16 protein-coding genes are annotated in these 20211 nt (G+C 72.9%); 8 read left to right on the top strand and 8 right to left on the bottom strand.

Annotated features, from left to right (window positions below):
* Window positions 1-25: 25 nt before the first annotated feature.
* Window positions 26-2872 (bottom strand): preprotein translocase subunit SecA, encoded by a 2847-nt coding sequence (secA, locus tag OUQ99_RS05390; RefSeq protein ID WP_267948319.1) that lies wholly within the window; start codon window positions 2870-2872, stop codon window positions 26-28.
* A gap of 501 nt (window positions 2873-3373) precedes the next feature.
* Here secA and OUQ99_RS05385 point away from each other — a divergent pair.
* Window positions 3374-3889, top strand: a complete 516-nt coding sequence (locus tag OUQ99_RS05385; RefSeq protein ID WP_267948318.1) for a hypothetical protein — start codon at window positions 3374-3376, stop codon at window positions 3887-3889.
* 230 nt (window positions 3890-4119) lie between these two features.
* On the opposite strand, the gene hpf is transcribed toward OUQ99_RS05385, so the two are convergent.
* The 5 genes from hpf to mtrA form a co-directional block, all read right to left on the bottom strand.
* Window positions 4120-4791, bottom strand: coding sequence for a ribosome hibernation-promoting factor, HPF/YfiA family (hpf, locus tag OUQ99_RS05380; protein ID WP_267948317.1), 672 nt, complete (start codon window positions 4789-4791; stop codon window positions 4120-4122).
* A 791-nt stretch (window positions 4792-5582) separates the two neighbouring features.
* Window positions 5583-6317 carry a ComF family protein gene (locus OUQ99_RS05375; RefSeq protein WP_267948316.1) on the bottom strand — a complete coding sequence of 245 codons (735 nt, stop codon included), beginning with the start codon at window positions 6315-6317 and terminating at the stop codon, window positions 5583-5585.
* A 142-nt stretch (window positions 6318-6459) separates the two neighbouring features.
* Entirely contained in the window at window positions 6460-8349 is a 1890-nt protein-coding gene (locus OUQ99_RS05370; protein WP_267948315.1) for an LpqB family beta-propeller domain-containing protein, read from the bottom strand.
* Window positions 8346-10208, bottom strand: coding sequence for an MtrAB system histidine kinase MtrB (mtrB, locus tag OUQ99_RS05365; protein WP_267948314.1), 1863 nt, complete (start codon window positions 10206-10208; stop codon window positions 8346-8348). Before mtrB ends, OUQ99_RS05370 begins: the two co-directional genes overlap by 4 nt.
* Before the next feature lie 16 nt (window positions 10209-10224).
* Window positions 10225-10902 carry an MtrAB system response regulator MtrA gene (gene mtrA, locus OUQ99_RS05360; RefSeq protein ID WP_017570965.1) on the bottom strand — a complete coding sequence of 226 codons (678 nt, stop codon included), beginning with the start codon at window positions 10900-10902 and terminating at the stop codon, window positions 10225-10227.
* 657 nt (window positions 10903-11559) lie between these two features.
* On the opposite strand from mtrA, the gene OUQ99_RS05355 reads away from it, so the two are divergent.
* The 6 genes from OUQ99_RS05355 (at window position 11560) to OUQ99_RS05330 (ending at window position 17827) form a co-directional block, all read left to right on the top strand.
* Entirely contained in the window at window positions 11560-12858 is a 1299-nt protein-coding gene (locus OUQ99_RS05355) for a glycerophosphoryl diester phosphodiesterase membrane domain-containing protein (protein ID WP_267948313.1), read from the top strand.
* On the top strand, window positions 12855-13484 hold the full coding sequence (locus OUQ99_RS05350; RefSeq protein WP_267948312.1) for a DUF4129 domain-containing protein: 630 nt from the start codon (window positions 12855-12857) through the stop codon (window positions 13482-13484). Before OUQ99_RS05355 ends, OUQ99_RS05350 begins: the two co-directional genes overlap by 4 nt.
* Window positions 13481-14689, top strand: coding sequence for a DUF4350 domain-containing protein (locus OUQ99_RS05345; RefSeq protein WP_267948311.1), 1209 nt, complete (start codon window positions 13481-13483; stop codon window positions 14687-14689). The genes OUQ99_RS05350 and OUQ99_RS05345 overlap by 4 nt, the downstream gene beginning before the upstream one ends.
* Window positions 14690-14768: 79 nt before the next feature.
* Window positions 14769-15752 (top strand): AAA family ATPase, encoded by a 984-nt coding sequence (locus OUQ99_RS05340; protein ID WP_267948310.1) that lies wholly within the window; start codon window positions 14769-14771, stop codon window positions 15750-15752.
* Window positions 15752-17053: a DUF58 domain-containing protein gene (locus OUQ99_RS05335; protein ID WP_267948309.1), complete on the top strand. Its 1302-nt coding sequence runs from the start codon at window positions 15752-15754 to the stop codon at window positions 17051-17053. Before OUQ99_RS05340 ends, OUQ99_RS05335 begins: the two co-directional genes overlap by 1 nt.
* A gap of 81 nt (window positions 17054-17134) precedes the next feature.
* Window positions 17135-17827, top strand: a complete 693-nt coding sequence (locus OUQ99_RS05330; RefSeq protein WP_267948308.1) for a tetratricopeptide repeat protein — start codon at window positions 17135-17137, stop codon at window positions 17825-17827.
* A gap of 9 nt (window positions 17828-17836) precedes the next feature.
* Here OUQ99_RS05330 and OUQ99_RS05325 read toward each other — a convergent pair whose 3' ends face one another.
* Together OUQ99_RS05325 and OUQ99_RS05320 are read right to left on the bottom strand one after the other, a co-directional pair.
* Complete coding sequence (locus OUQ99_RS05325; RefSeq protein ID WP_267948307.1) at window positions 17837-18073, bottom strand: DUF397 domain-containing protein; 237 nt, start codon at window positions 18071-18073, stop codon at window positions 17837-17839.
* 41 nt (window positions 18074-18114) lie between these two features.
* Entirely contained in the window at window positions 18115-19107 is a 993-nt protein-coding gene (locus tag OUQ99_RS05320; RefSeq protein WP_267948306.1) for a stage II sporulation protein M, read from the bottom strand.
* A gap of 109 nt (window positions 19108-19216) precedes the next feature.
* On the opposite strand from OUQ99_RS05320, the gene OUQ99_RS05315 reads away from it, so the two are divergent.
* Window positions 19217-20185, top strand: a complete 969-nt coding sequence (locus OUQ99_RS05315) for an RDD family protein (protein ID WP_267948305.1) — start codon at window positions 19217-19219, stop codon at window positions 20183-20185.
* Window positions 20186-20211: the final 26 nt, after the last annotated feature.

Below are 20211 nucleotides of genomic sequence, written 5' to 3'. Positions count from 1 at the left end.
CCGCACGCGTGTCGGCGGCCGGGGCCTACCTGGCGGCCGCCGGGTCGCCGTGGCACTTCTTGTACTTCTTGCCCGAGCCGCACGGGCAGGGCGCGTTGCGCGCCGTGCCGGCGAACTCGTCGACCGTCTCGCTGTGGCGCTCGACGGTGCCGTCCTCGCTGGGAGCGGAGTACTGGAGCCTGTCCGGCTGGCCCTCGCCGAACCCGGGGACGACCACGTCCTCGGCCGGCTCCGCCTCCTCGGCCGGGGACGCCGCGTCGGCGGCCTCCTCGTCCTCCTCGACCGCGGTCGCGAGGGCCGTGGCGCCCGTGGCGCCGCCCACGCCCGCCGCGGTCCTGGCCGCGGCCGTGGCGGTGAGGGCGGGCTCCTCCTTCTTGCGCACCTGCACCTCGACGTTGAACAGGTAGCCGACGGCCTCTTCCTTGATGGCCTCCAGCATCTGCTGGAACATGTCGAAGCCCTCGCGCTGGAACTCGATCAGCGGGTTGCGCTGAGCCATCGCGCGGAGGCCGATGCCCTCCTGGAGGTAGTCCATCTCGTAGAGGTGCTCACGCCACTTGCGGTCCATGACCTGCAGCAGGACCCTGCGCTCGACCTCGCGCATGGCTTCCTCGCCGAGGTCGGCCTCGCGGGTCTCGTAGGCGGCCCTGGCGTCCTCGACCACGCGTTCGGCGATCATCTCGCCGGTCAGCGTCTGGAGGTCGCCGTTCTCCTCCACGAACTCGTCGACGGTGAAGCTGATCGGGTAGACCTGCTTGAACGCGCGCCAGAGCTTGTCCAGGTCCCACTCGTCGGGGTCGCCCTGGGAGGTCTCCTCGACCACGTAGCCCCGCAGGACCTCCTCCAGCATGCCGATGATCTGCTCGCGCAGGTCCTGGCCCTCCAGGACCTTGCGGCGCTCGGCGTAGATGACCTTGCGCTGCCGGTTGAGGACCTCGTCGTACTTGAGGACGTTCTTGCGGATCTCGAAGTTCTGCGTCTCGACCTGGCCCTGCGCCGAGGCGATGGCCTTGCTGACCATGCCGGACTCGATGGGCTGGTCGTCGGGGATGTTCAGCTGGTTCATGAACACCTCCAGACGGCTGCTGTTGAACAGTCGCAGCAGGTCGTCCTGGAGGGAGAGGTAGAACCGGGAGATGCCCGGGTCGCCCTGGCGGCCGGAGCGGCCGCGCAGCTGGTTGTCGATGCGCCGCGACTCGTGCCGCTCGGTTCCGAGCACGTACAGGCCGCCGGCCTCGACGACCTTCTCGTGCTCCTCCTCGTAGTCGGCCTGGGCCTTCTCCAGGGCCGCCGGCCAGGCGGCCTCGTACTCCTCCGGGGTCTCCAGCGGGCTCAGGCCGCGCCCCTGGAGCTCCTCGTCCGCGAGGAAGTCGGGGTTGCCGCCCAGCATGATGTCGGTACCGCGACCGGCCATGTTGGTGGCGACGGTGACGCCGCCGAGCTTGCCCGCCCGGGCGATGATCGCCGCCTCACGGGCGTGGTTCTTGGCGTTGAGGACCTCGTGCGGGACGCCCTCGCGCTTGAGCATCCGCGACAGCAGCTCGGACTTCTCGACGCTGGTGGTGCCGACCAGCACGGGCTGCCCGGCCTCGTGGCGCTCGGCGATGTCCTCGGCGACCGCCTGGAACTTGGCGTCCTCGTGCTTGTAGACGACGTCCTTGACGTCCTGGCGCACCATCGGCTTGTTGGTGGGGATGGGCACCACGCCGACGTTGTAGGTCTGGGTGAACTCCGCCGCCTCGGTCTGGGCGGTACCGGTCATGCCGGCGAGCTTCTCGTAGAGGCGGAAGTAGTTCTGGAGGGTGACCTTGGCGAGAGTCTGGTTCTCGTCCTTGATCTTGACGCGCTCCTTGGCCTCGATGGCCTGGTGCATGCCCTCGTTGTAGCGGCGCCCGGCGAGGACGCGGCCGGTGAACTCGTCGACGATGAGGACCTCACCGTCCTTGACGATGTACTCCTTGTCCCTCTTGTACAGCTCCTTCGCCTTGAGGGAGTTGTTGAGGAAGCTGATGAGCGGGGTGTTGACCGCCTCGTAGAGGTTGTCGATGCCCAGGTAGTCCTCGACCTTGGCCACACCGGCCTCGGTGATGCCGACGGTGCGCTTCTTCTCGTCGACCTCGTAGTCGACCTCGCGCTTGAGCCGCGGGGCGATCTTGGCGAACTCCGCGTACCAGCGGGAGTTCTGCTCCGAGGGGCCGCTGATGATCAGCGGGGTGCGGGCCTCGTCGATGAGGATGGAGTCGACCTCGTCGACCAGGGCGAAGTAGTGCTCGCGCTGGACCGTGTCCTTGAGCGAGAGCGCCATGTTGTCGCGCAGGTAGTCGAAGCCGAACTCGTTGTTCGTCCCGTAGGTGATGTCGGCCTTGTAGGCCTCGCGCCGGGCGGCCGCGGTCATCTGGGGGCTGATGACGCCGACCTCGAGCCCGAGGAAGTGGAAGATGCGGCCGAGGTTCTGGGCGTCTCGGCGGGCCAGGTAGTCGTTGGTCGTGATGACGTGGACGCCCCTGCCCGCGAGGGCGTTGAGGTAGACCGCGAGGCTTCCGGTCAGGGTCTTGCCCTCACCGGTCTTCATCTCGGCGATGTTGCCCAGGTGGAGCGCGGCGCCGCCCATGATCTGGACGTCGAAGGGACGCTGCCCCAGGGTGCGCTTGGCGGCCTCGCGGACGGTCGCGAATGCCTCTGGGAGCAGGTCGTCCAGAGACTCGCCGTCCTCGTAGCGGTCCTTGTACTCCTGGGTGAGGTCGCGCAGTTCCTCGTCGGTGAGCTCGACGTAGTCGTCCTCGAGGGAGTTGACCTGGTCCTTGAGCTTGTTCAGCCGGCGCAGGATCTTTCCCTCACCCGCGCGCAGGAGCTTGTTGAGTATCCCTGGCACTTCCTATGCGCTCCTCGCAGATCGCGGTTTGCTCCACACACGTGGAGATCAGATCTAGGCCCGCCTGACCGCTTTCCCGTGGCCGCGGAGGGCGGCGGGGGTTCCTGGGCCCTCGGGCCTACATCCTAGAGGACCCGAACTATACGCCCGCCCTCCGCGGGAGGGGGCGCTCGCACGCCTTTCCCCCAGGGGAACGGATGAAACGCCCCCGAATGTTCCCGCACGTCACCCCCGGTACGGCGGGAAGGCCCGGGACGGAGCCCGGCGCCGGGCTCCGGGGGCGCCCGCAAACGCGTTCCACGGGTTTTCCGTCAAGGCGCCCGCGAACCGGCCCGCGCCGCCGCCGGTCAAAGGCGGGACCGATCGTTGATCGGCTTTTCTTACCCTTTTCCTACGATTCATGAAGCCTCGACCCGATCCCCGGGTACGCCATTCGTAGAAGGTCACGCCGTGGATCCGAACCACGGCCCGCCGAACGCGAACGCGATCGAGGGAGCGACCATGAGGGGAAGCAAGCGGGAGACCGCCGAGGAGGCGACCGGCGCGGGGGAGGGCCGCCCGGCGTCACCGACGCGCAGTCCGGTGGAGGTGCTCGACGACCTGATCACCAGGAGGCGCCACCCGACGCCGGACCCCGACGACGCCGACGACCCGGGCCTGGCCTGGGAACGGCACCGCCCCAGCGACGACGAGCAGCGGCGGAACGGCCGCATACGCGGGTTCCAGCGCCAGGGCGGCAGCCTGGCGCCCACCAGCAACCACCGGGGGCGCGCGGTCTCCTGGGTGGCGGTGGTACTCGCCTGCGCCGGGTTCGCCGTGGGCGGGCTCGGCATCGCCCTGGGGATGTCCGCGGTGCTCCTGGCGGTCGGAGGTGCGCTGCTCGTCGTGGCGGCGGTCGTGGCCATGCGCTACGACCTCCTGAGCGACGTCGTGCTGGACTCGCCGCGCGTGGAGTCCGAGGAGCCGCACGACACACCGCTGCACCGCATCCGGAAGGAAGACCGGGCGGGGTCCTGAGCGGCGCGCGCACGACCGCGGCGGGTCCGGACGGACCCGCCGCGGCGCTGTGTTGTCGGTGGTGCCGGTTCGCCCGGGACGGCGCCCGGAGCCCGTCCTCCCGGACGGGACCGGGCCCGCGCCCCGTGCGGAGGTCCGCGGGGGGAGGCGCGCACCGTGCCGTGCCCGCCGGGGCGCCGCCGGCTCCCGGGCCGGCCCGGAGGGGGCGTGTGCCCGACCGCGGGCCGCCCCTAGTCGACCAGGCGGAGAACGCCGTAGTCGAAGCCCTTGCGGCGGTAGACGACGCTCGGCGCGTCCTTGACCTCGTCGTGGAAGAGGTAGAAGTCGTGGCCGACGAGTTCCATCTCCATCAGGGCCTGGTCGATGCTCATGGGCTTGGCCCGGTGGAACTTCTCGCGGACGACGATGGGAGCCTCGCCCTGGGTGTCGAGCTCGACGAACTCGTCGGTGAACTTGCCGTCCACCGCGGCGCCGTCGATCTCCTCCCCTCCGCTCCGCTGGGCCGGGGGCGCCTGCGTCGCGGTCGCTGTGGTTGAGGGCAGGTCCCCGGGAAGGCCGGCGGTGGCCGCCGCGACGGAGACGGGAGTGTGGTTTCCGCGGTGGACCTTGCGGCGGTCCGCGGACTTGCGAAGACGGGCCTCGATCTTGTCGATCGCGAGGTCGAGGGCTCCGTACCGGTCGGAGGTCGCTGCCTCGCTCCGGATGACCGGGCCGTTGGAGTGGATGGTCAGCTCAACCCTCTCGCAGACGTCGGCGAGCTTGGGGTTGCGCTCCTGGGACACCTCCACATCGACGGTCATCCCCTTGCGCTCCCACTTGGAGAGCCTGTCGAGCTTGTTCTCGACGTGCTGTCGGAACTTGTCACTCACACCGGTGCGTCGACCCTTGACGATGATGTCCATAGGACCCCCTTCATCGCGTGACCGCCGTGAAGGCGACGGCCAGGCTGGCTCTGCATCCCTTCCGCCGTCGGGGGGCGGAGGGGTGTCGCGCGCGTCAACCCCCTTCCGCTCGTGACCTGATCCTGAACGGATCACGTCTCGCTTGGAAGTGCGTATACCCACCAGGGGCACGGTCCTCACCCGCCACAGGGACCCGATTGGTCGGGCCTCTCCGGGCAGGGAGGAGGACTTCTGCCGTGTTCGCGACAAGACGCCCATGACTCGGCCGCTGACGCCCCGGTCGGCCGTGCCGCGGGGGCATGCGCCGGGCGCCGAGCGGTACGGGGACACCTCGGGGGGCGCTGCCCCCGGAGAGGTGGGGCGGTGCCCCCGGGAGCCCGCCGGTGAAGGCGAACTCCCGGAGTATGGCATGCCACCCGTCCGGCCGACCTGGTCTTCGTCCCCACATCCGCCTGCTGAGAGTGTCGCCGCTCTTAGACGCGACTACTGCTCTTCTCCCTGTCATGAGGGACATCTGGACCCTCCGCGGGGCAGGGCTTACCTCTAAGGCGCACCGTGATCGGTCGACGAAAAGTCGCCTTACGTGGGCCGTTTCGCCTGCGCCTGGCATCGGCTTGCCGAAGGGGCGCCCTGGGGTTTCCCAGGGCTCCTGATCTCCGGCGCAACCACGGACCCGGACGGGTGCCATACGGTGACCGTAACCTGTCCTGGCGAGGATGTCAGGTAGCGGCCGGTCTCCCAACCCGCTGACAACTACCGCAAAGCCTTGCATACGTGGACTTTTCACCTGTTCACGAGGGTTCGTAAAACCTTCTTGCCCCCTCGGCCCGAATTCCCTCGCCGTGCGCGGCGAGGCGTTCGGCGAGGACCACCGCCCCCGCCACCCGGATCCCCGCGGCCCTCAGCGCACGGGTCGCCTCGGCCGCCGTCGCGCCCGTGGTGAGGACGTCGTCCACGACGACCGCCGCTCCCCCGGCCCGGTCCCGGGAGGGGGGAACGGCGACCAGGGTTCCCTCGCGGTTGGCGAGCCTCTCGGCCCGTCCCAGGCCGGCCTGGCGCCTGGGCCTGCCCCGGTGGCGCAGGAGCGGCAGGACGGTCCCCGCCGCCGGACCGCCCGCGCGGGCCAGGCAGGCGAGCGCCAGCCGGGTGACGGGGGCGTGCGGGTCGCGCGGCGGCCCGCGGCCCGGCACGGGCACGAGGAGCGTGTCCGGGCCCGCCAGTCCCGACGCCTCGTAGGCGGACGCCAGGCGTCCGCCCAGGACCGGGGCCAGGGAGTCGGCCCGGCCCTCCTTGTAGGCGAGCAGCACCCGGCGGTGGTGTCCGGCGTAGGGGCCCGTCGCCCACACGGGCGGACACCCCGGTCTCGGCGCGCAGCGGTGGGGCCGGCGCTGCAGCAGGGTGAGGCAGCCCGTGCACAGGGGCCCCGAGGGGCCCGCGCACCCGGCGCAGAGTTGGGGAAGGACCAGGTCGAGCAGTGCCGAGAACGCGTCGCGCACCGCGCCGGCCAGGGGTGTCGTGTGGTTCACCCCTCCAGGATCCGGCCCGGCCGGGGCCGGCGCCAGCCCCTCCCCGGACCTGTGGACAGGCCCCGGGGGACGCCCGCGCCGGGGCGGCGCGCGGGGCCCGAGGAGCCCGCGCCGGAGGACTCCGTGCGGGCCCGGCCCCGGGTCACCCCGGGAAGGTGGGCGCTCCGCCCTCCACCACGTTCTGCCAGTTCAGGGGATCGTTGGAGATCCAGATGTTGCCGTCGTCGGAACCGGCGACCAGGGGCTGCCCGGGAGCTCCGGAGATGGTCATCATGCTCGCGACCGGGGTCCCGGCGCTGGCGGGCGGGGTCCCGCCGTCCAGCGAGACCAGGAACGCCTGGGCGGTGCCGCCGTCCCGGCCGCCCAGGACCACCAGCTGGTCGGAGCTGCGCCACGCGACGTCGGTGAGGTCCTGCAGCTCCCTGGCGAGGGTGACGAACGACCCCAGCACGACCTGCCCGTCGGCGTCCTCCACGACCCGGCCCACCTGCAGCGACCGCTCTCCGTCCTCCTCCGTGACCAGCGCGGCCCGGGTGCCGTCGCGGGAGATCTGGAAGTGCACCACGGAGGTGTCGCGCAGCCCGGACACGTCCACGCGCACCACCTCCTCGCCGCCGCGCAGGAGCCACAGCGCGGTCGTCCCCGGGGCGGGGGGCGGCCCCTCCTCGACCGGGTCCTCGGTGTCGGCCTCCTCCTCGGCCGTCTCCTCCGCGTCCGGGTCGCGCTCCGCCGACCCGGCGTCCTCGGTCTCCTCGACCACCCACAGGTTGCCGTCGACGTCCCAGGACAGCTCCGTGAAGACCCCGTCCGAGAGGACCTCCTCGATCTGCGCGCCCGGGCTGGTGAAGCTCGTCACGACCTCGCCCCCGCCCTGGGTGATCCCCGCGACGGTGCTCTCGTCGACGGACACCGCGAACCGCTCCAGGAGGCTGTCGCCGGCCCCCAGGGGGCCCGGCACCCGCTCGACCTCCTCGAAGACGCCCTCGTCCCAGTCCTCCGCGGACCAGAGCTGTCCCTCGTGCGTGTAGTAGGCGCGGACCCCACCAGTGATCGCGCCGGGGTTCACCCGGGACCAGTGGTCGCTGCCGGGGCGCGGCCGGTCGGCGCTCTCGCCGTCGGAGCCCGGGAAGTCCACCTCCGAGCCGTTCACCTTCAGCGTGAACTCCTGGATCTCCGGCAGCTGGCGGAGCGTCCAGGCGATCTGCGCCCCCATGGCGAACTCGTCGACCTCCCCGGAGGCGCCCACGTCGATGACCGCGTGTTCGGCGTCGACCGCCAGGGAGGGCGTGGCCCCCCGGGGGAAGGCGGACTCCACCGCGGGGTCCAGCCACTCGCTGGGGCCGCCGATGAGCTTGCGGAGCAGGCGTTCCGGCAGCTGCTCGTTGCTCACCGGCAGGTAGACCGGGTCCGGGACCAGCGCGCTCCGCGCGGGGTTGAAGAAGTACAGGTTGAAGGGCCGGTGCGTGCGCTCCACGTCGAGCTGGCTGAGGATGAGCTCGTCCGGCAGGCTCCGGATGCGCCAGTCGCCGTCGGGGTCGCCGTTCTCGCGCGCGAGCAGGAACGGCTCGTCGAGCAGGCGCCCGCTGTCGCTGGAGACGTACTTGCCGCTCTCGTCGATCGTGGCGACGAGGGAGCTGCGCATCCGCACGGTCGCGGTGAGCCCGTCGGCGCTGATCTCGGCGTCGAGGTCGACGGTGTCGAGGTCGGCGAAGACCTTGACCGTGCCGTCGGGCGACCAGGTCTCCCCCGTCTCGGGCAGCATGTAGCTGCGCGCCGCCTTGTGCTCCTCCTCGAAGCTGCCCATGTCCTTGAGGAAGCCGCTGACGAGGCCCTCCGGATCGACCCCGGGCTGCGGGCCGGCGGGCAGCAGCCGCACGTAGCCGCCGTAGGGGTCGCCCGCGGAGTCCCCCCCGGCGCCCGGGACGACGGGGCCCGTCGTCGGAACGGAGGCGCAGGCCGCCATGGCCGCGCACACCGCCGCGGCCGCCAGCGAGGCGCGCACGGCACGGCCGATCAGGCCCGGTCCTGTCATGACCCGTCCTCCCCACCCTCGCGCGGGTCGCGTTCGGAACGTACGGCCGTGTCGTCGGCGGCGCCGGACCGCGTGCCCTCCCGGTCGCCCCGGCCCGGGATCCGCTCGGGGCGGGCGTGGCCGTTGGCCGCGGGCTTGGGCCCGGCCGCGCCGTCCTTGTCCCCGAACGCCGGGAAGGTGCGGCCGAGCGCGATCTCGGGCGGTACCAGGGGCAGGGGGGAGCCGCGCAGCTCGCTGCCGGAGCGGCGGGGCAGGGACAGCCGGAACTGGGACCCCTGTCCGGGCAGGCCCCAGGCCTGGAGCCAGCCGCCGTGCAGGACGGCGTCCTCCTTGGCGATGGACAGGCCGAGGCCCGTGCCCCCGGTGGTGCGCACGCGGGCGGGGTCGGCGCGCCAGAAGCGGTCGAAGCACAGGTGCTCCTCCCCCTCCTTGAGCCCCACCCCGTAGTCGCGCACCGCCACGGCGACCGCGTCGCGGTCCCCCGCAGCGGTGACCACCACGTCCCGGCCCTCGCTGTGCTCGATGGCGTTGACGACGAGGTTGCGCAGGATGCGGTTGATCCGCCGTGTGTCGAACTCCGCCAGGCAGGGCTCGGCGGGAAGGCGCAGCACCACCTTGATGCCCCGGCGCTCGGCGATCTGCTCGGCGTCGCCCACGGCCCTCATGACGGCGTCGCGGACGTCCGCCGACTCGATGCCGAGCGTGGCGGCGCCCGCGTCGTGGCGGCTGATCTCCAGCAGGTCGGCGAGGAGCTCCTCGAAGCGCTCGACCTGGCTCTGCAGCAGCTCGACGGAGCGGCGCATGGTGGGGTCGAGCTCGTCCCGGTCGTCGAAGAGCAGGTCACCGGCCATCTTGATGGTGGTCAGCGGGGTGCGCAGCTCGTGGGAGACGTCGGAGACGAACTGGCGCTGGAGCTTGGACAGCTCCTCCAGCTCCTTGATCTTCTCCTCCAGGTTGCCCGCCATGTCGTTGAAGGAGACGGCCAGCCTGGCCAGGTCGTCCTCGCCCTGCACGGTCATGCGCTCGGTGAGGTCGCCGGCGGCCAGCCGCTCCGCGGACTGGGCTGCGGAGCGGACCGGGCTCACCACCTGCCGGGTGATGACGAACGCGATCAGCCCGAGGAGTATGACCAGCAGGACCGCGACCAGCGCGACCGTGTTCTGGACGAGGTCGAGGATCTCCTGCTCGTGCTGGAGCGGGAACAGGTAGTACAGCTCGTAGGCGTGCGTGAGCTGGGCGCCGACGACCAGCGCGGGCTCCTCCTCGCCCTGCTCGGTGGTGACCCGCGTGTACGTGTGGTACTGCTGGTCGTTCGCCTCGGACTGGCGGACCTGCTCGATCAGGCGCGGTGGGACGCTGCCCTCGCCGGTCGCCCACCCGAGCTCGTCGCTCACCGAGGGCAGGATGACCACGCTGTAGAGGCCGGTGTCGCCGCTGCGGCTGGTGAGCTCGCTGGCGAGGTTGTACAGGAGCCGGTCGCGGTCGCCCCCGTCGTTCTCCTGGAGCTCGGCGAGGGCGTAGTTGAGCCCGGCCCGGTGGTCGGTGACCGCGGTGGTGATCTTGGCGTCGAGCAGCCCGCCGCGCACCTGGGAGATCATCGCGTACCCGAGCCCCACCATGACCAGCAGGGACAGCACCAGCGTGGTGGAGATGACCCGCAGGTGGAGCGAGCGGCGCCAGTTGGTGTGCACGCCGCGCACCAGGGCGCGGGCGGCCCTCTGGGCGAACAGGTAGGTGCGGGTCAGGCCGGTCTCGCCGTCACGCCACCGCCCTCCGGGCGCGGGCAGCCCGGAGGGCGGGACGGACCGTTGCCCCTCGGAGTCGGCCCCCCGCTCCTCCTCGGGTGTACCTGCGGTCATGTGCGGCCCTGCGGTATCAGGCGGTTCCGGCCTTGTAGCCGACACCGCGGACGGTCACGACGACCTCGGGGTGCTCGGGGTCCTTCTCGATCTTGGCGCGCAGGCGCTGGACGTGGACGTTGACCAGGCGGGTGTCCGCCGCGTGGCGGTAGCCCCACACCTGCTCCAGCAGGACCTCGCGGGTGAAGACCTGGCGCGGCTTGCGGGCCAGGGCGACCAGGAGGTCGAACTCCAGGGGAGTGAGGCTGATCTGCTCGCCGTCGCGGCGCACGGCGTGCCCGGCGACGTCGATGGTGATGTCACCGATCTGGAGGACCTCGGGAGCGGGCTCCTCGGTGCGGCGCAGCCGCACGCGGACCCTGGCCACCAGCTCCTTGGGCTTGAACGGCTTGACGATGTAGTCGTCGGCCCCCGACTCCAGGCCCAGGACGACGTCGATGGTGTCGCTCTTGGCGGTGAGCATGACGATGGGCACGCCCGACTCCGCGCGGATCTGGCGGCACACGTCGATCCCGTCGGCCCCGGGCAGCATCAGGTCGAGGAGGACCAGGTCGGGCTTGGTTTCGCGGAAGGCCTCCAGGGCCTTGTCCCCGTCATGCACGAACGAGGGCTCGAATCCCTCACCCCGCAGCACGATGCCCAGCATCTCGGCGAGGGCGAGGTCATCGTCGACAACCAGTACACGTCCCTTCATGTGTGTGTCCGGCGCCGGGCGTCAGCACCGCCTCGCGGGCGGATTTCGCGGCGCCTACTCCTCTCTCTGGAACACTCAAGCGGCGTAAACGGTCGGTGCGCCCCTGCTCCTCGACGCAAGGAACTGCTTTGTCCCCCCAACCTTGCCACCTTCGGGCGGGGTTGGGAGAGTGGTCGATGCATTTCGCTCCGTGCGGACCGATTTCGACCACCGGCGGTGTCGGCCCTGGCTGCGCCGGTCCGAAAACCTTCGCGACTTGGCCTGTTGGTAACAGAAAGCATACAAAAGGAATGAAGTGCGTCGGTTGTTGCTGGACGCGCGCCAGGGCCGCCGGGCACTGGTGGGACCGGCCGGTAGGTTGGATTCCAACACGGTAGAAATCGCGCGGATCCGCTCGCGCAGCGTAACCGAACACCACGGAGGGCGGAGCACATGACCCAGGAGGACGACCACCGGGACACGTCGGGAAGCAGTCCCGGCGCCCCTGGCGATGGCGGTTCCTCCGGGGGTGCACCTTCGGAGCCGGGCGGCTGGGCCGCCCCCGGGAGCGCGCCGTCCGCGCCCGAGCCCCCCGCGGGCGGACCGGCGGTCCCGTCCGGCCCGCAGGAGCGGCCGGGCTTCGCCGCGCCGGGTTCGGGCGGGCCCGCCCACGGGGACGTGCCGCCGCAGGACCCGTACGGGGCGCCCGGCGCCGGACCGCAGTCGTACGGGCAGCAGGGCTACGGCCCCCAGCCCGGGTACGGACAGCAGGGTTACGGCCCCCCGTCCGGATACGGGCAGCAGGGTTACGCGCCCCAGCCCGGGTACGGTCCCCAGGGCCACGGACAGCCGGGGTACGGTCAGCCGCCCGGCTACGGGCCGCAGGGGTACGGGCCGCAGGGGTACGCTCCCCAGCCCGGATACGGCTCGCCCCTTCCCCCCGGGATCCCCCGCGCACCCAAGCCCGGTGTCGTCCCGCTCCGCCCCCTGGCCCTCGGCGACGTCTTCAACGGCGCGTTCAGCCTCATCCGGAGCAACCCGAGGACCACGGTCGGCCTCTCCCTGGTCGTCATGGCCATCGCCGCCGTGCTGACCTCGCTGGCCTCGGCCTGGTACCTGGACGACTACACGGCCTGGATGGACGAGGTCCTCGTCGATCCGGCCGCCGTCGACCCGAACGCCCCGCTGTTCCCCGGCTCCCCGCTGACCTTCGTCCTGATGTTCGCGGGCGAGCTCATCGTCTACCTCGGCGGATTCGTCCTCCTGGGCCTGCTCGCCGCCGCCATCGGCATGGCCGTGCTCGGGCACCGCCTCACGCCCCGCCAGGCGTGGGAGGCAGCCCGCGGCCGGATCGGGGCCATCATCGGCCTCGCGCTCGTCAAGCTGGCCATCCAGTTCGTCATGTGGACCGCCTTCGTGGTGGCGGCGACCCTCTCGTTCGTGCTCGGCATCGTCGTGGGCGTCGAAGGGGGGCCGGCCGCCGGCATCGTCGTCGGCCTCCTGGTGTTCCTGCTGGCCACCGCCGTCGTCGTGGCGCCGAGCACGTGGATCTGGGTCCGGCTCTACTACGCCATGCCGATGATCGTGCTCGAACGCCTCGGCCCGGGACAGGCCATGGCCCGCTCCTGGCGCCTGTCCCAGGGGCAGTGGTGGCGCACGTGCGGCTACTGGCTGCTGACGCTGGTGATCGTCCTCCTCGTCGGCTCGATCCTCAACATGCCGTTCGGCATCGCCGCCGGGGTGTTCACCTTCATCGACGCGACCGCGACCTGGACCGTCGTCGCCTCCGCCGCCCTCACCTACGTGGGCACGGTGCTGGTCTACGCGGTCACCCAGCCCTTCTCGGCCGGCGTCACCACCCTGCTCTACGTCGACCTGCGCATGCGCCGTGAGGGCCTCGACCTGAAGCTGCACGAGGCGGCCCGGGCCGGCTACGAGGCCGGACCGGAGATCTACCTGCCGGAGCCGCGGACGTGAGCCTCCACCTCTCGGCCGCCGGCGAGGTCAGCCGGGACGAGGGTCGCAGGCGCGCCGTCGAGGAGCTGAGCGACCCCCTGTACGGGGAGCAGGAGCCGGGCCTCCTCGACCGCTTCCTCGACTGGCTCTCCGGCCTCATCGACGGGCTCGCCGAGGCGGGCTCCGGGGTCTTCGGGGGCTGGGTGGTCCTCGCCCCGCTCCTGCTGGTCGTCGCCGCCCTGGCGGTCTGGCTGATCGTCTGGCTGCGGCCCTCGCGGAGCCGCGCCGCCGGGCCGCCCGTGCACGAGGGCGCGGTCCTGTCCGCGACCGACCACCGGGCCGCCGCCGACCGCCACGAGGCCGCGGGCGAGTACGCCGCGGCCGTCGCCGAGCGCCTGCGCGCCATCAGCGTCGACCTCGAGGACCGGGTGATCGTCGCGCCGCGCGCCGGGCGCACGGCCACGGAACTGGCCGCCGAGGCCTCCGTGCTGCTGCCCGGCGAGGCGGACGGACTGCGCGAGGGCGCCCGGATCTTCAACGACGTGGCGTACGGCGACCGCTCCGCGACCGCCGACTCGGCGCGGACCATGCGCGAACTGGACACGCGGCTCAGGGCCGCCCGCCCCGCCGAGGAGGCGCGAGGATGACGGCCACAGCCCCCGCCGCGCCGCCCCGGACCGGCGCCCCCGGGGACGGCGGCCCGGACGCCCCCCGCGCACTCCGCGTGTGGCGTTCCGCGCGCACGCCCGTCGCCGTGGTCACCGCCCTCGTCGTCGTCTCGGTGCTGCTCTCCCTGGGTACCGAGCGGTTCCCCACCGGCTACCTGGAACCCGGCTCCGTGTCCCCCGACGGCACACGCGCCCTGGTCGAGGTCCTGGGCGAGGACCGCGACGTCGACGTCGTCCGCTCCTCGGCCGCCGCGGGCGAGGCCGTCGCGCGGGCCGGCGGCGACGCCGTGCTCGTGGTGACCCTCGACCACCGGCTGCTGCCCTCCGAACTGGAGGAGCTGGCCGCCCTCGACACGGACACCGTCCTGGTGCAGCCCTCCGTGGCCTCCCTCGCGGCGTTCGCGCCCGGGGTCGAGGTGACCGGGCGGGAGGTGCCCGACAACATCCTGGAGTACGGCTTCGCCCCCGAGTGCGGCCTCCCCGCCGCGGAGGCCGCGGGGAACGCCACCGTCGGCGGCGAGCTCTACTCGGCTCCGGCGGGGGCCGACGCCACCGGGTGCTACCCGGGCGGGAGCGGCGACGCCCTCCTCCGCGTGGAGGACGGCGGGACGGCCACCACCGTCCTCGGCACGGGGACCCCCCTGACCAACACCGCCCTCGACACCGGGGGCAACGCCGCGCTCGCGATGAACCTCATGGCCGCGGACGACGTGGTGTGGCTCCGTCCCGACCCGCCTCGGCAGGAGGGCAGCGCCACCCTGTGGGAGCTCGTCCCGCCGGGCCTGCGCTGGTCCCTGGTCCCCCTGGTCGCCACCCTGCTGCTCCTCGCCCTGTGGCGGGGCCGCCGGATGGGCGCCCTGGTCCCCGAGGCCCTCCCCGTCGTCGTGCGCGCCTCGGAGACCACGGAGGGGCGCGCCGGGCTGTACCAGGCGCGCAAGGCGCGGGACAGGGCCGCGTACGCCCTGCGTTCGGGCTTCCTGGAGCGCACGGTGCCCAAGCTCGGCCTCAGCGCGGAGACGGCGCCGGAGGCGGTCGTGGAGACCGTCGCCGCCAGGACCGGGGACGACCCCGGCCACCTGCGCGCCCTCCTCTACCCGGACGGCCACGACCCCTACGCGGCCGACGACGACGCGCTCGTCCGGCTCGCCGACGAACTCGACGAGCGCACCCGGAGGCTGAGGTGACCCCCGCGGCACCCCGCCGGGCGCCCTCCCCCCGCCACGACACAGTGAACGACCAGGTATCGAGAGAGGTAGACGGCACGTGAGCGCCTTCACACCCGAGGCACCGCCATCCGCCGACGAGGCACGCGCGGCGCTGGTCGCCCTGCGCCGCGAGGTGGCCAAGGCGGTCGTGGGCCAGGACGAGACGGTGACCGGCCTGGTCGTGGCACTGCTGTGCCGCGGCCACGTCCTGATGGAGGGTGTGCCCGGCGTCGCCAAGACGCTGCTGGTGCGCACCCTCTCCGCGGCCCTGTCCCTGGACCACAAGCGGGTGCAGTTCACGCCCGACCTGATGCCGGGCGACGTGACGGGCTCGCTCGTCTACGACCAGCACACCGCGAAGTTCGAGTTCCTCAAGGGGCCGGTCTTCACCAACCTGCTGCTGGCCGACGAGATCAACCGGACCCCGCCCAAGACCCAGGCCTCGCTGCTGGAGGCCATGGAGGAGCGGCAGGTGACGGTGGAGGGCAGCCCGGTCGCGCTGCCGGACCCGTTCATGGTGGCGGCCACCCAGAACCCGGTGGAGTACGAGGGCACCTACCCGCTGCCCGAGGCGCAGCTGGACCGGTTCCTGCTCAAGGTCACCGTCCCGCTGCCCGAACGGGCCGCCGAGGTGGAGATGCTGGGCCGGCACGCGGCCGGTTTCGACCCGGGCGACCTGGCCGCCGCCGGGGTGGTCCCGGTGGCGGGCGCCGCCGAACTTCGGGCGGCCCGCGAGGCCGTGCAGCGGGTGCGGATCGCGCCCGAGGTGCTCGGCTACATCGTCGACCTGTGCAGGGCCACGCGGCACTCGCCGTCCCTGCAGCTGGGCGCGTCCCCCCGCGGCGCCACGGCGCTGCTGCGCACCAGCCGCGCGTGGGCGTGGCTGTCGGGCCGCGACTACGTGATCCCCGACGACGTGAAGGCCCTCGCCAAGGGAACGCTGCGGCACCGGATCGCCCTGCGCCCGGAGGCCGAGCTGGAGGGCGCGACCACCGACGGAATCCTGGACGGTGTGCTCGCCTCCGTCCCGGTACCGCGCTGATGGTGGTCACCGGCAGGGCGGTCCTGCTGGCGTTCCTCGCGACGGTCGCGGTGGCGCTGTCCGGCCTGGTCGGCGCCTGGGCCGCCGTCGCGGCCCTGGTGCTGCTGGCTCTGCTGCTCGTCGCCGACGTGTGCCTCGCCGCGAGCCCTGCGGCGCTGCGGCTCTCCCGGGACGGGGACTCCTCGCTGCGCCTGGGCGACTCCGCGGTGGTGCACGTGACCCTCGCCAACCCGACCCGGCGCAGGCTGCGCGGCTCGGTGCGGGACGCGTGGCCGCCGAGCTCGCACGCGGCGCCGCGCGGTCAGCCGGTCCGGGTGGACGCGGGCGAGAGGCGCCGGGTGACGACGACCCTGACCCCGAGCCGGCGCGGTGACGCCCGGGCCGCCGGGGTGACCGTGCGCACCATCGGCCCGCTGGGACTGGCGGGCAGGCAGCGGACGCTGACCGCGCCGTGGACCGTGCGGACCCTGCCGCCGTTCCACAGCCGCCGCCACCTGCCCGGCAAGCTCTCGCGGCTGCGCGAGCTGGAGGGCCAGCACACGGCGATGGTGCGCGGTCAGGGCAGCGAGTTCGACTCGTTGCGCGACTACGTGCCCGGCGACGACGTGCGGTCGATCGACTGGCGGGCCACCGCCCGCAACGACGGCGTGGTGGTGCGGACGTGGCGCCCCGAGCGGGACCGGCGCATCCTCATCGTGCTGGACACGGGGCGCACCTCGGCGGGCCGGGTGGGCGACACCCCGCGGCTGGACCACGCCATGGACGCCGCCCTGCTGCTGGCCGCGCTGGCGGGCCGGGCGGGCGACCGGGTGGACTTCATGGCCTACGACCGGCGCACGCGCGCCCAGGTGCGGTCGTCCGGCAAGGGCAGCCAGGTGAACCGGATCGTGGAGGCCATGGCCCCGCTGGAGGCGGAGCTGGTGGAGTCCGATCCGGCCGGGCTCGTCGGAACCGTCCTGGGCACCCAGGGGCGGTCCAGGCGGCTCGTGGTACTGCTCACCGACCTGAACGCGGCGGCGCTGGAGGAGGGGCTGCTGCCGAGGCTGCCCCTGCTGACGTCGCGCCACCTGCTGCTGGTCGCGGCCGTGCGGGACCCCGCGGTCGACGGGATGGCGGGGGAGCGCGGCGGCGCCGACGCCCTGTACCGGGCCGCGGCGGCCGAGCGGACGCTGAGCGAGCGGCGGCGGGTGACCGCCGAGCTGCGCCGGTTGGGCGTGGAGGTGGTCGACGCCGACCCCGAGCACATCGCTCCCGCGCTCGCGGACGCGTACATCAACCTGAAGGCGCAGGGGCGGTTGTAGGGCCCGGATTTGTGACCGTGGTGCCCGTCCGGGCCCTCCGTCCGCTTCACGGGACGGCCTCCGGGCGGGCACCATGGCCGTATGCCCATCTCCCCCGGAGCCGCCGACGGCTCGTGCGACGACAGGTCCGCCAACGCCTTCCGGGGCGACGTCCACGGCCAGCTGGTGCAGGCCCGCGACATCCACGGCGGTGTCACGATCCACGCGTCGCAGGCGCCTCCCCCGCCCCTGGTCGACGTGTCGCTGGACGCCCCGCGCCCGGCGACCGCCGTGCGCGGACGCGAGGAGCTGCACGCGGACCGGGCCGGGACCCTGGGCCCCGAGCACCCCGACACCCTGGACACCGCCTACCAGCTCGGCCTGGTCTCGATCCGCCGCGAACGCTGGGACGAGGCCGGGGAGATCCTGTCGGAGGTGAGGGAGGCGCGCCTCCGGGCAGCCGGGGAGGAGGACCCCCTCCACCTGTTCGCCGTCCAGAACCCCGCCTACGTGACCATGCGCCTCGGGGACCCCGCCGCGGCGGAGACCGGGTTCCGCCGTGTGCACCGCGTGCGCGAACGCGTGCTGGGGGCGGGGCACCACCTCACCGCGGACGCGGCCTACTACGTGGGCCGCGCGGCACAGGAGCGGGGGGAGTTCGCCGAGGCCCTCGGGATCTTCACCGGCGTCCTCCGGAGCTGGGAGGAGCAGCTGGGCGAGGAGCGCCCCCGGGTGGAGACGGTCAAAAGGCGCATCGCTGAGGTCGCGGGGCCCGGACCCGGGACGACCCGCTGAGCCTCCGTCTCAGGAGGCGTTGACCGACCGCACCAGGGCCGTCCACTCCGGTGCGTCGAGCCCGAGCGTCCCCGCCCCCCTGTGGGCGGAGTCCCGCACGCGAACGGCGGACGCGGTGACCGCCACCTCGACGCAGCAGGTCTCGGCGGCGCTGTGGGAGCTCGTGAACCACGCGGGCACCGCCTCCCGGTGCCGGCTTCCCCGGACGCCGCCGCGCGGGCCGTGCCGGGGGGTGTCGGTGTCCATGGTGCGATGCTGCCACGGAGAGCCCGGCGGCGCAGGGGTTCTCAGGCGACCGGTACGGCCTCCGGCGCGTTCTCGATGTCTCCGGTCTCGCCCGCCAGGTACGCCCTGCGGCCCACCGTGAACACGTAGAGCACGAACAGCGCCTCGGCGACCACGCCGATGCCGATCCTCTGCCAGGTGACGTGCACCCAGCCGGTCACGAAGCCCTCGATCAGGCCCGAGACGAACAGCACGACCACCAGGCCCAGCACCACGGCGATGGCGGCGCGGGCCTCCTCGCCCAGGGCGCGCATGCGGGTGCGGTCCCCCGGGGAGATGATCGTCCAGCCGAGCTTGAGGCCCACGCCCCCGGCCACGAACACGGCCGTCATCTCCAGCAGGCCGTGCGGGAGGATCAGCCCGAAGAACACGTCGCCGCGCCCGTGGGCGATCATCATGCCCGCCGCCATGCCGATGTTGATCCCGTTCATGGCCAGCACCGCGATGGTGGGCAGGCCGAACGCCACCCCGAAGATGACCGCCTGGGCGGCCACCCACGCGTTGTTCGTCCACACCTGGGCGGCGAACGAGCCAGCGGGGTTCTCGACGTAGTAGTTGGCGAAGTCGTGCTCGACGTACCGGGCCATCGACTCCGGGGTGCCGAGGGCGTGGAGCACGTCGGGGTCGTTGACGATCCACGCGGCCGTGACCGCGGCGACCGCGACCGTGCCCGCGGACGTCCCGATCCACCACCACCGGAGCCGGTACAGCACCGCCGGGAACACCCGGGTGAAGAAGCCCCCGACGTCCCGCCACGCGGACGCGTGGGCGCCGGTCACCGCCGACCGGGCGCGCGCCACCAGTGCCGACAGCCTGCCGACGAGGGCCGGGTCCTGGCCCGAGGAGCGCACGACCGACAGGTGGGTGGACACCCTCTGGTAGAGCTCGACGAGTTCGTCGATCTCCTCACCGTCCAGTGAACGGCGCCTGCGCACCAGATCGTCCAGCCGTTCCCAGTCCCGGGCGTGCACCGCGGCGAACACGTCGATATCCACGCATGGGACCCTATCGGTTCGGCTCGGGGCGGTGCCCGCGAGGCGAACCCGCCGTCCCATGTGGCGGGTAATGTCATGGGGACGGTTTCAGACAGCCCTGAGGGAGCGTGTGCTGGTGTCCTATCCCGGCAACGGTGACACCCGCGGCGACGTGTACGGCGTGACACCACTGGTCACCGGTGACGCGGTGGTGCTCGACCTGCGTCCGGCGGGCTTCGCCACGAGGGCCGCGGCCCTGGCCATCGACGTCATCGTCCAGATCATCGCGCTGATCGCGCTCGGCATCCTGACGTCGTGGATCAGCACCGGCATCGACGCGGCGGCGACGGCCGCGGTCTCGCTGGCGGGCCTCGTCCTGGTCCTGGTCGGCTACCCGACCGTCTTCGAGACGGTCTCGCGCGGGCGCTCGCTCGGGAAGATGGCGCTGGGCCTGCGGGTGGTCGGCACCGACGGCTCGCCCGAGCGGTTCCGGCAGGCGCTGGCGCGCGGGCTGGCGTCGTTCGTGGAGATCTGGATGACGACGGGCACGGTCGCGCTCATCACGTCGATGGTCAACCGGGACGGCCGCCGGGTGGGCGACTTCGTCGCCGGGACCATGGTGGTGGAGGAGCGCGGCGGCAGCCGCCGCGACGAGGTCGTCCCCATGCCGCAGCACCTGGCCGGGTGGGCGGCGGGCGTCGAGCTGTCCCGGCTGTCCGCGGAGACGGCGGCCGCCGCCCGCCAGTACGTGCTCCGCTACGGCGAGCTGGCCGAGCACACCCGCCACGAGATGGGGATCAGGCTGGCCGACGCCGTCGCCGCGCAGGTCAGCCCGCCTCCGCCGCCCGGCACCACCCCTCCGTACTTCCTGGCCGCCGTGCTCGCCGAGCGCCGCCGGCGCCACGAGGCCGCCGCGCAGCCGCCCGACCACGCACAGCAGCCCCCGCAGGGGTATCCGGGACGGCCGGACGGCCACGCGCAGCAGTACGGCGGGTTCGGACAGGCCCCGGGCCACCCGCACCGGCCGGGGTACACGCAGCAGTACGGCGGCCACCCGCAGGCGAGGCCCCCGCAGGGCGGCCCGTACCCCCACCGCTGACGGCCCCGGAGCCGCGGCGCACCGGG

Origin of the sequence: Streptomonospora nanhaiensis, from assembly GCF_026642255.1 — a bacterium.
Taxonomy (GTDB): domain Bacteria; phylum Actinomycetota; class Actinomycetes; order Streptosporangiales; family Streptosporangiaceae; genus Nocardiopsis; species Nocardiopsis tropica.
The sequence above is the reverse complement of the archived record's forward strand: the minus strand, read 5'-3'. Positions and strand labels throughout refer to the sequence as shown.

Bases quoted from the DNA above. Each gene is read 5' to 3' on its own strand.
- OUQ99_RS05345 (WP_267948311.1), top strand. From the start codon at position 13,481: ATGACGGCCACAGCCCCCGCCGCGCCGCCCCGGACCGGCGCCCCCGGG.
- mtrB (WP_267948314.1), bottom strand. From the start codon at position 10,208: ATGACCGCAGGTACACCCGAGGAGGAGCGGGGGGCCGACTCCGAGGGG.
- OUQ99_RS05325 (WP_267948307.1), bottom strand. From the start codon at position 18,073: ATGGACACCGACACCCCCCGGCACGGCCCGCGCGGCGGCGTCCGGGGA.
- mtrA (WP_017570965.1), bottom strand. From the start codon at position 10,902: ATGAAGGGACGTGTACTGGTTGTCGACGATGACCTCGCCCTCGCCGAG.
- hpf (WP_267948317.1), bottom strand. From the start codon at position 4,791: ATGGACATCATCGTCAAGGGTCGACGCACCGGTGTGAGTGACAAGTTC.
- OUQ99_RS05335 (WP_267948309.1), top strand. From the start codon at position 15,752: ATGGTGGTCACCGGCAGGGCGGTCCTGCTGGCGTTCCTCGCGACGGTC.
- OUQ99_RS05330 (WP_267948308.1), top strand. From the start codon at position 17,135: ATGCCCATCTCCCCCGGAGCCGCCGACGGCTCGTGCGACGACAGGTCC.
- OUQ99_RS05370 (WP_267948315.1), bottom strand. From the start codon at position 8,349: ATGACAGGACCGGGCCTGATCGGCCGTGCCGTGCGCGCCTCGCTGGCG.
- OUQ99_RS05385 (WP_267948318.1), top strand. From the start codon at position 3,374: ATGAGGGGAAGCAAGCGGGAGACCGCCGAGGAGGCGACCGGCGCGGGG.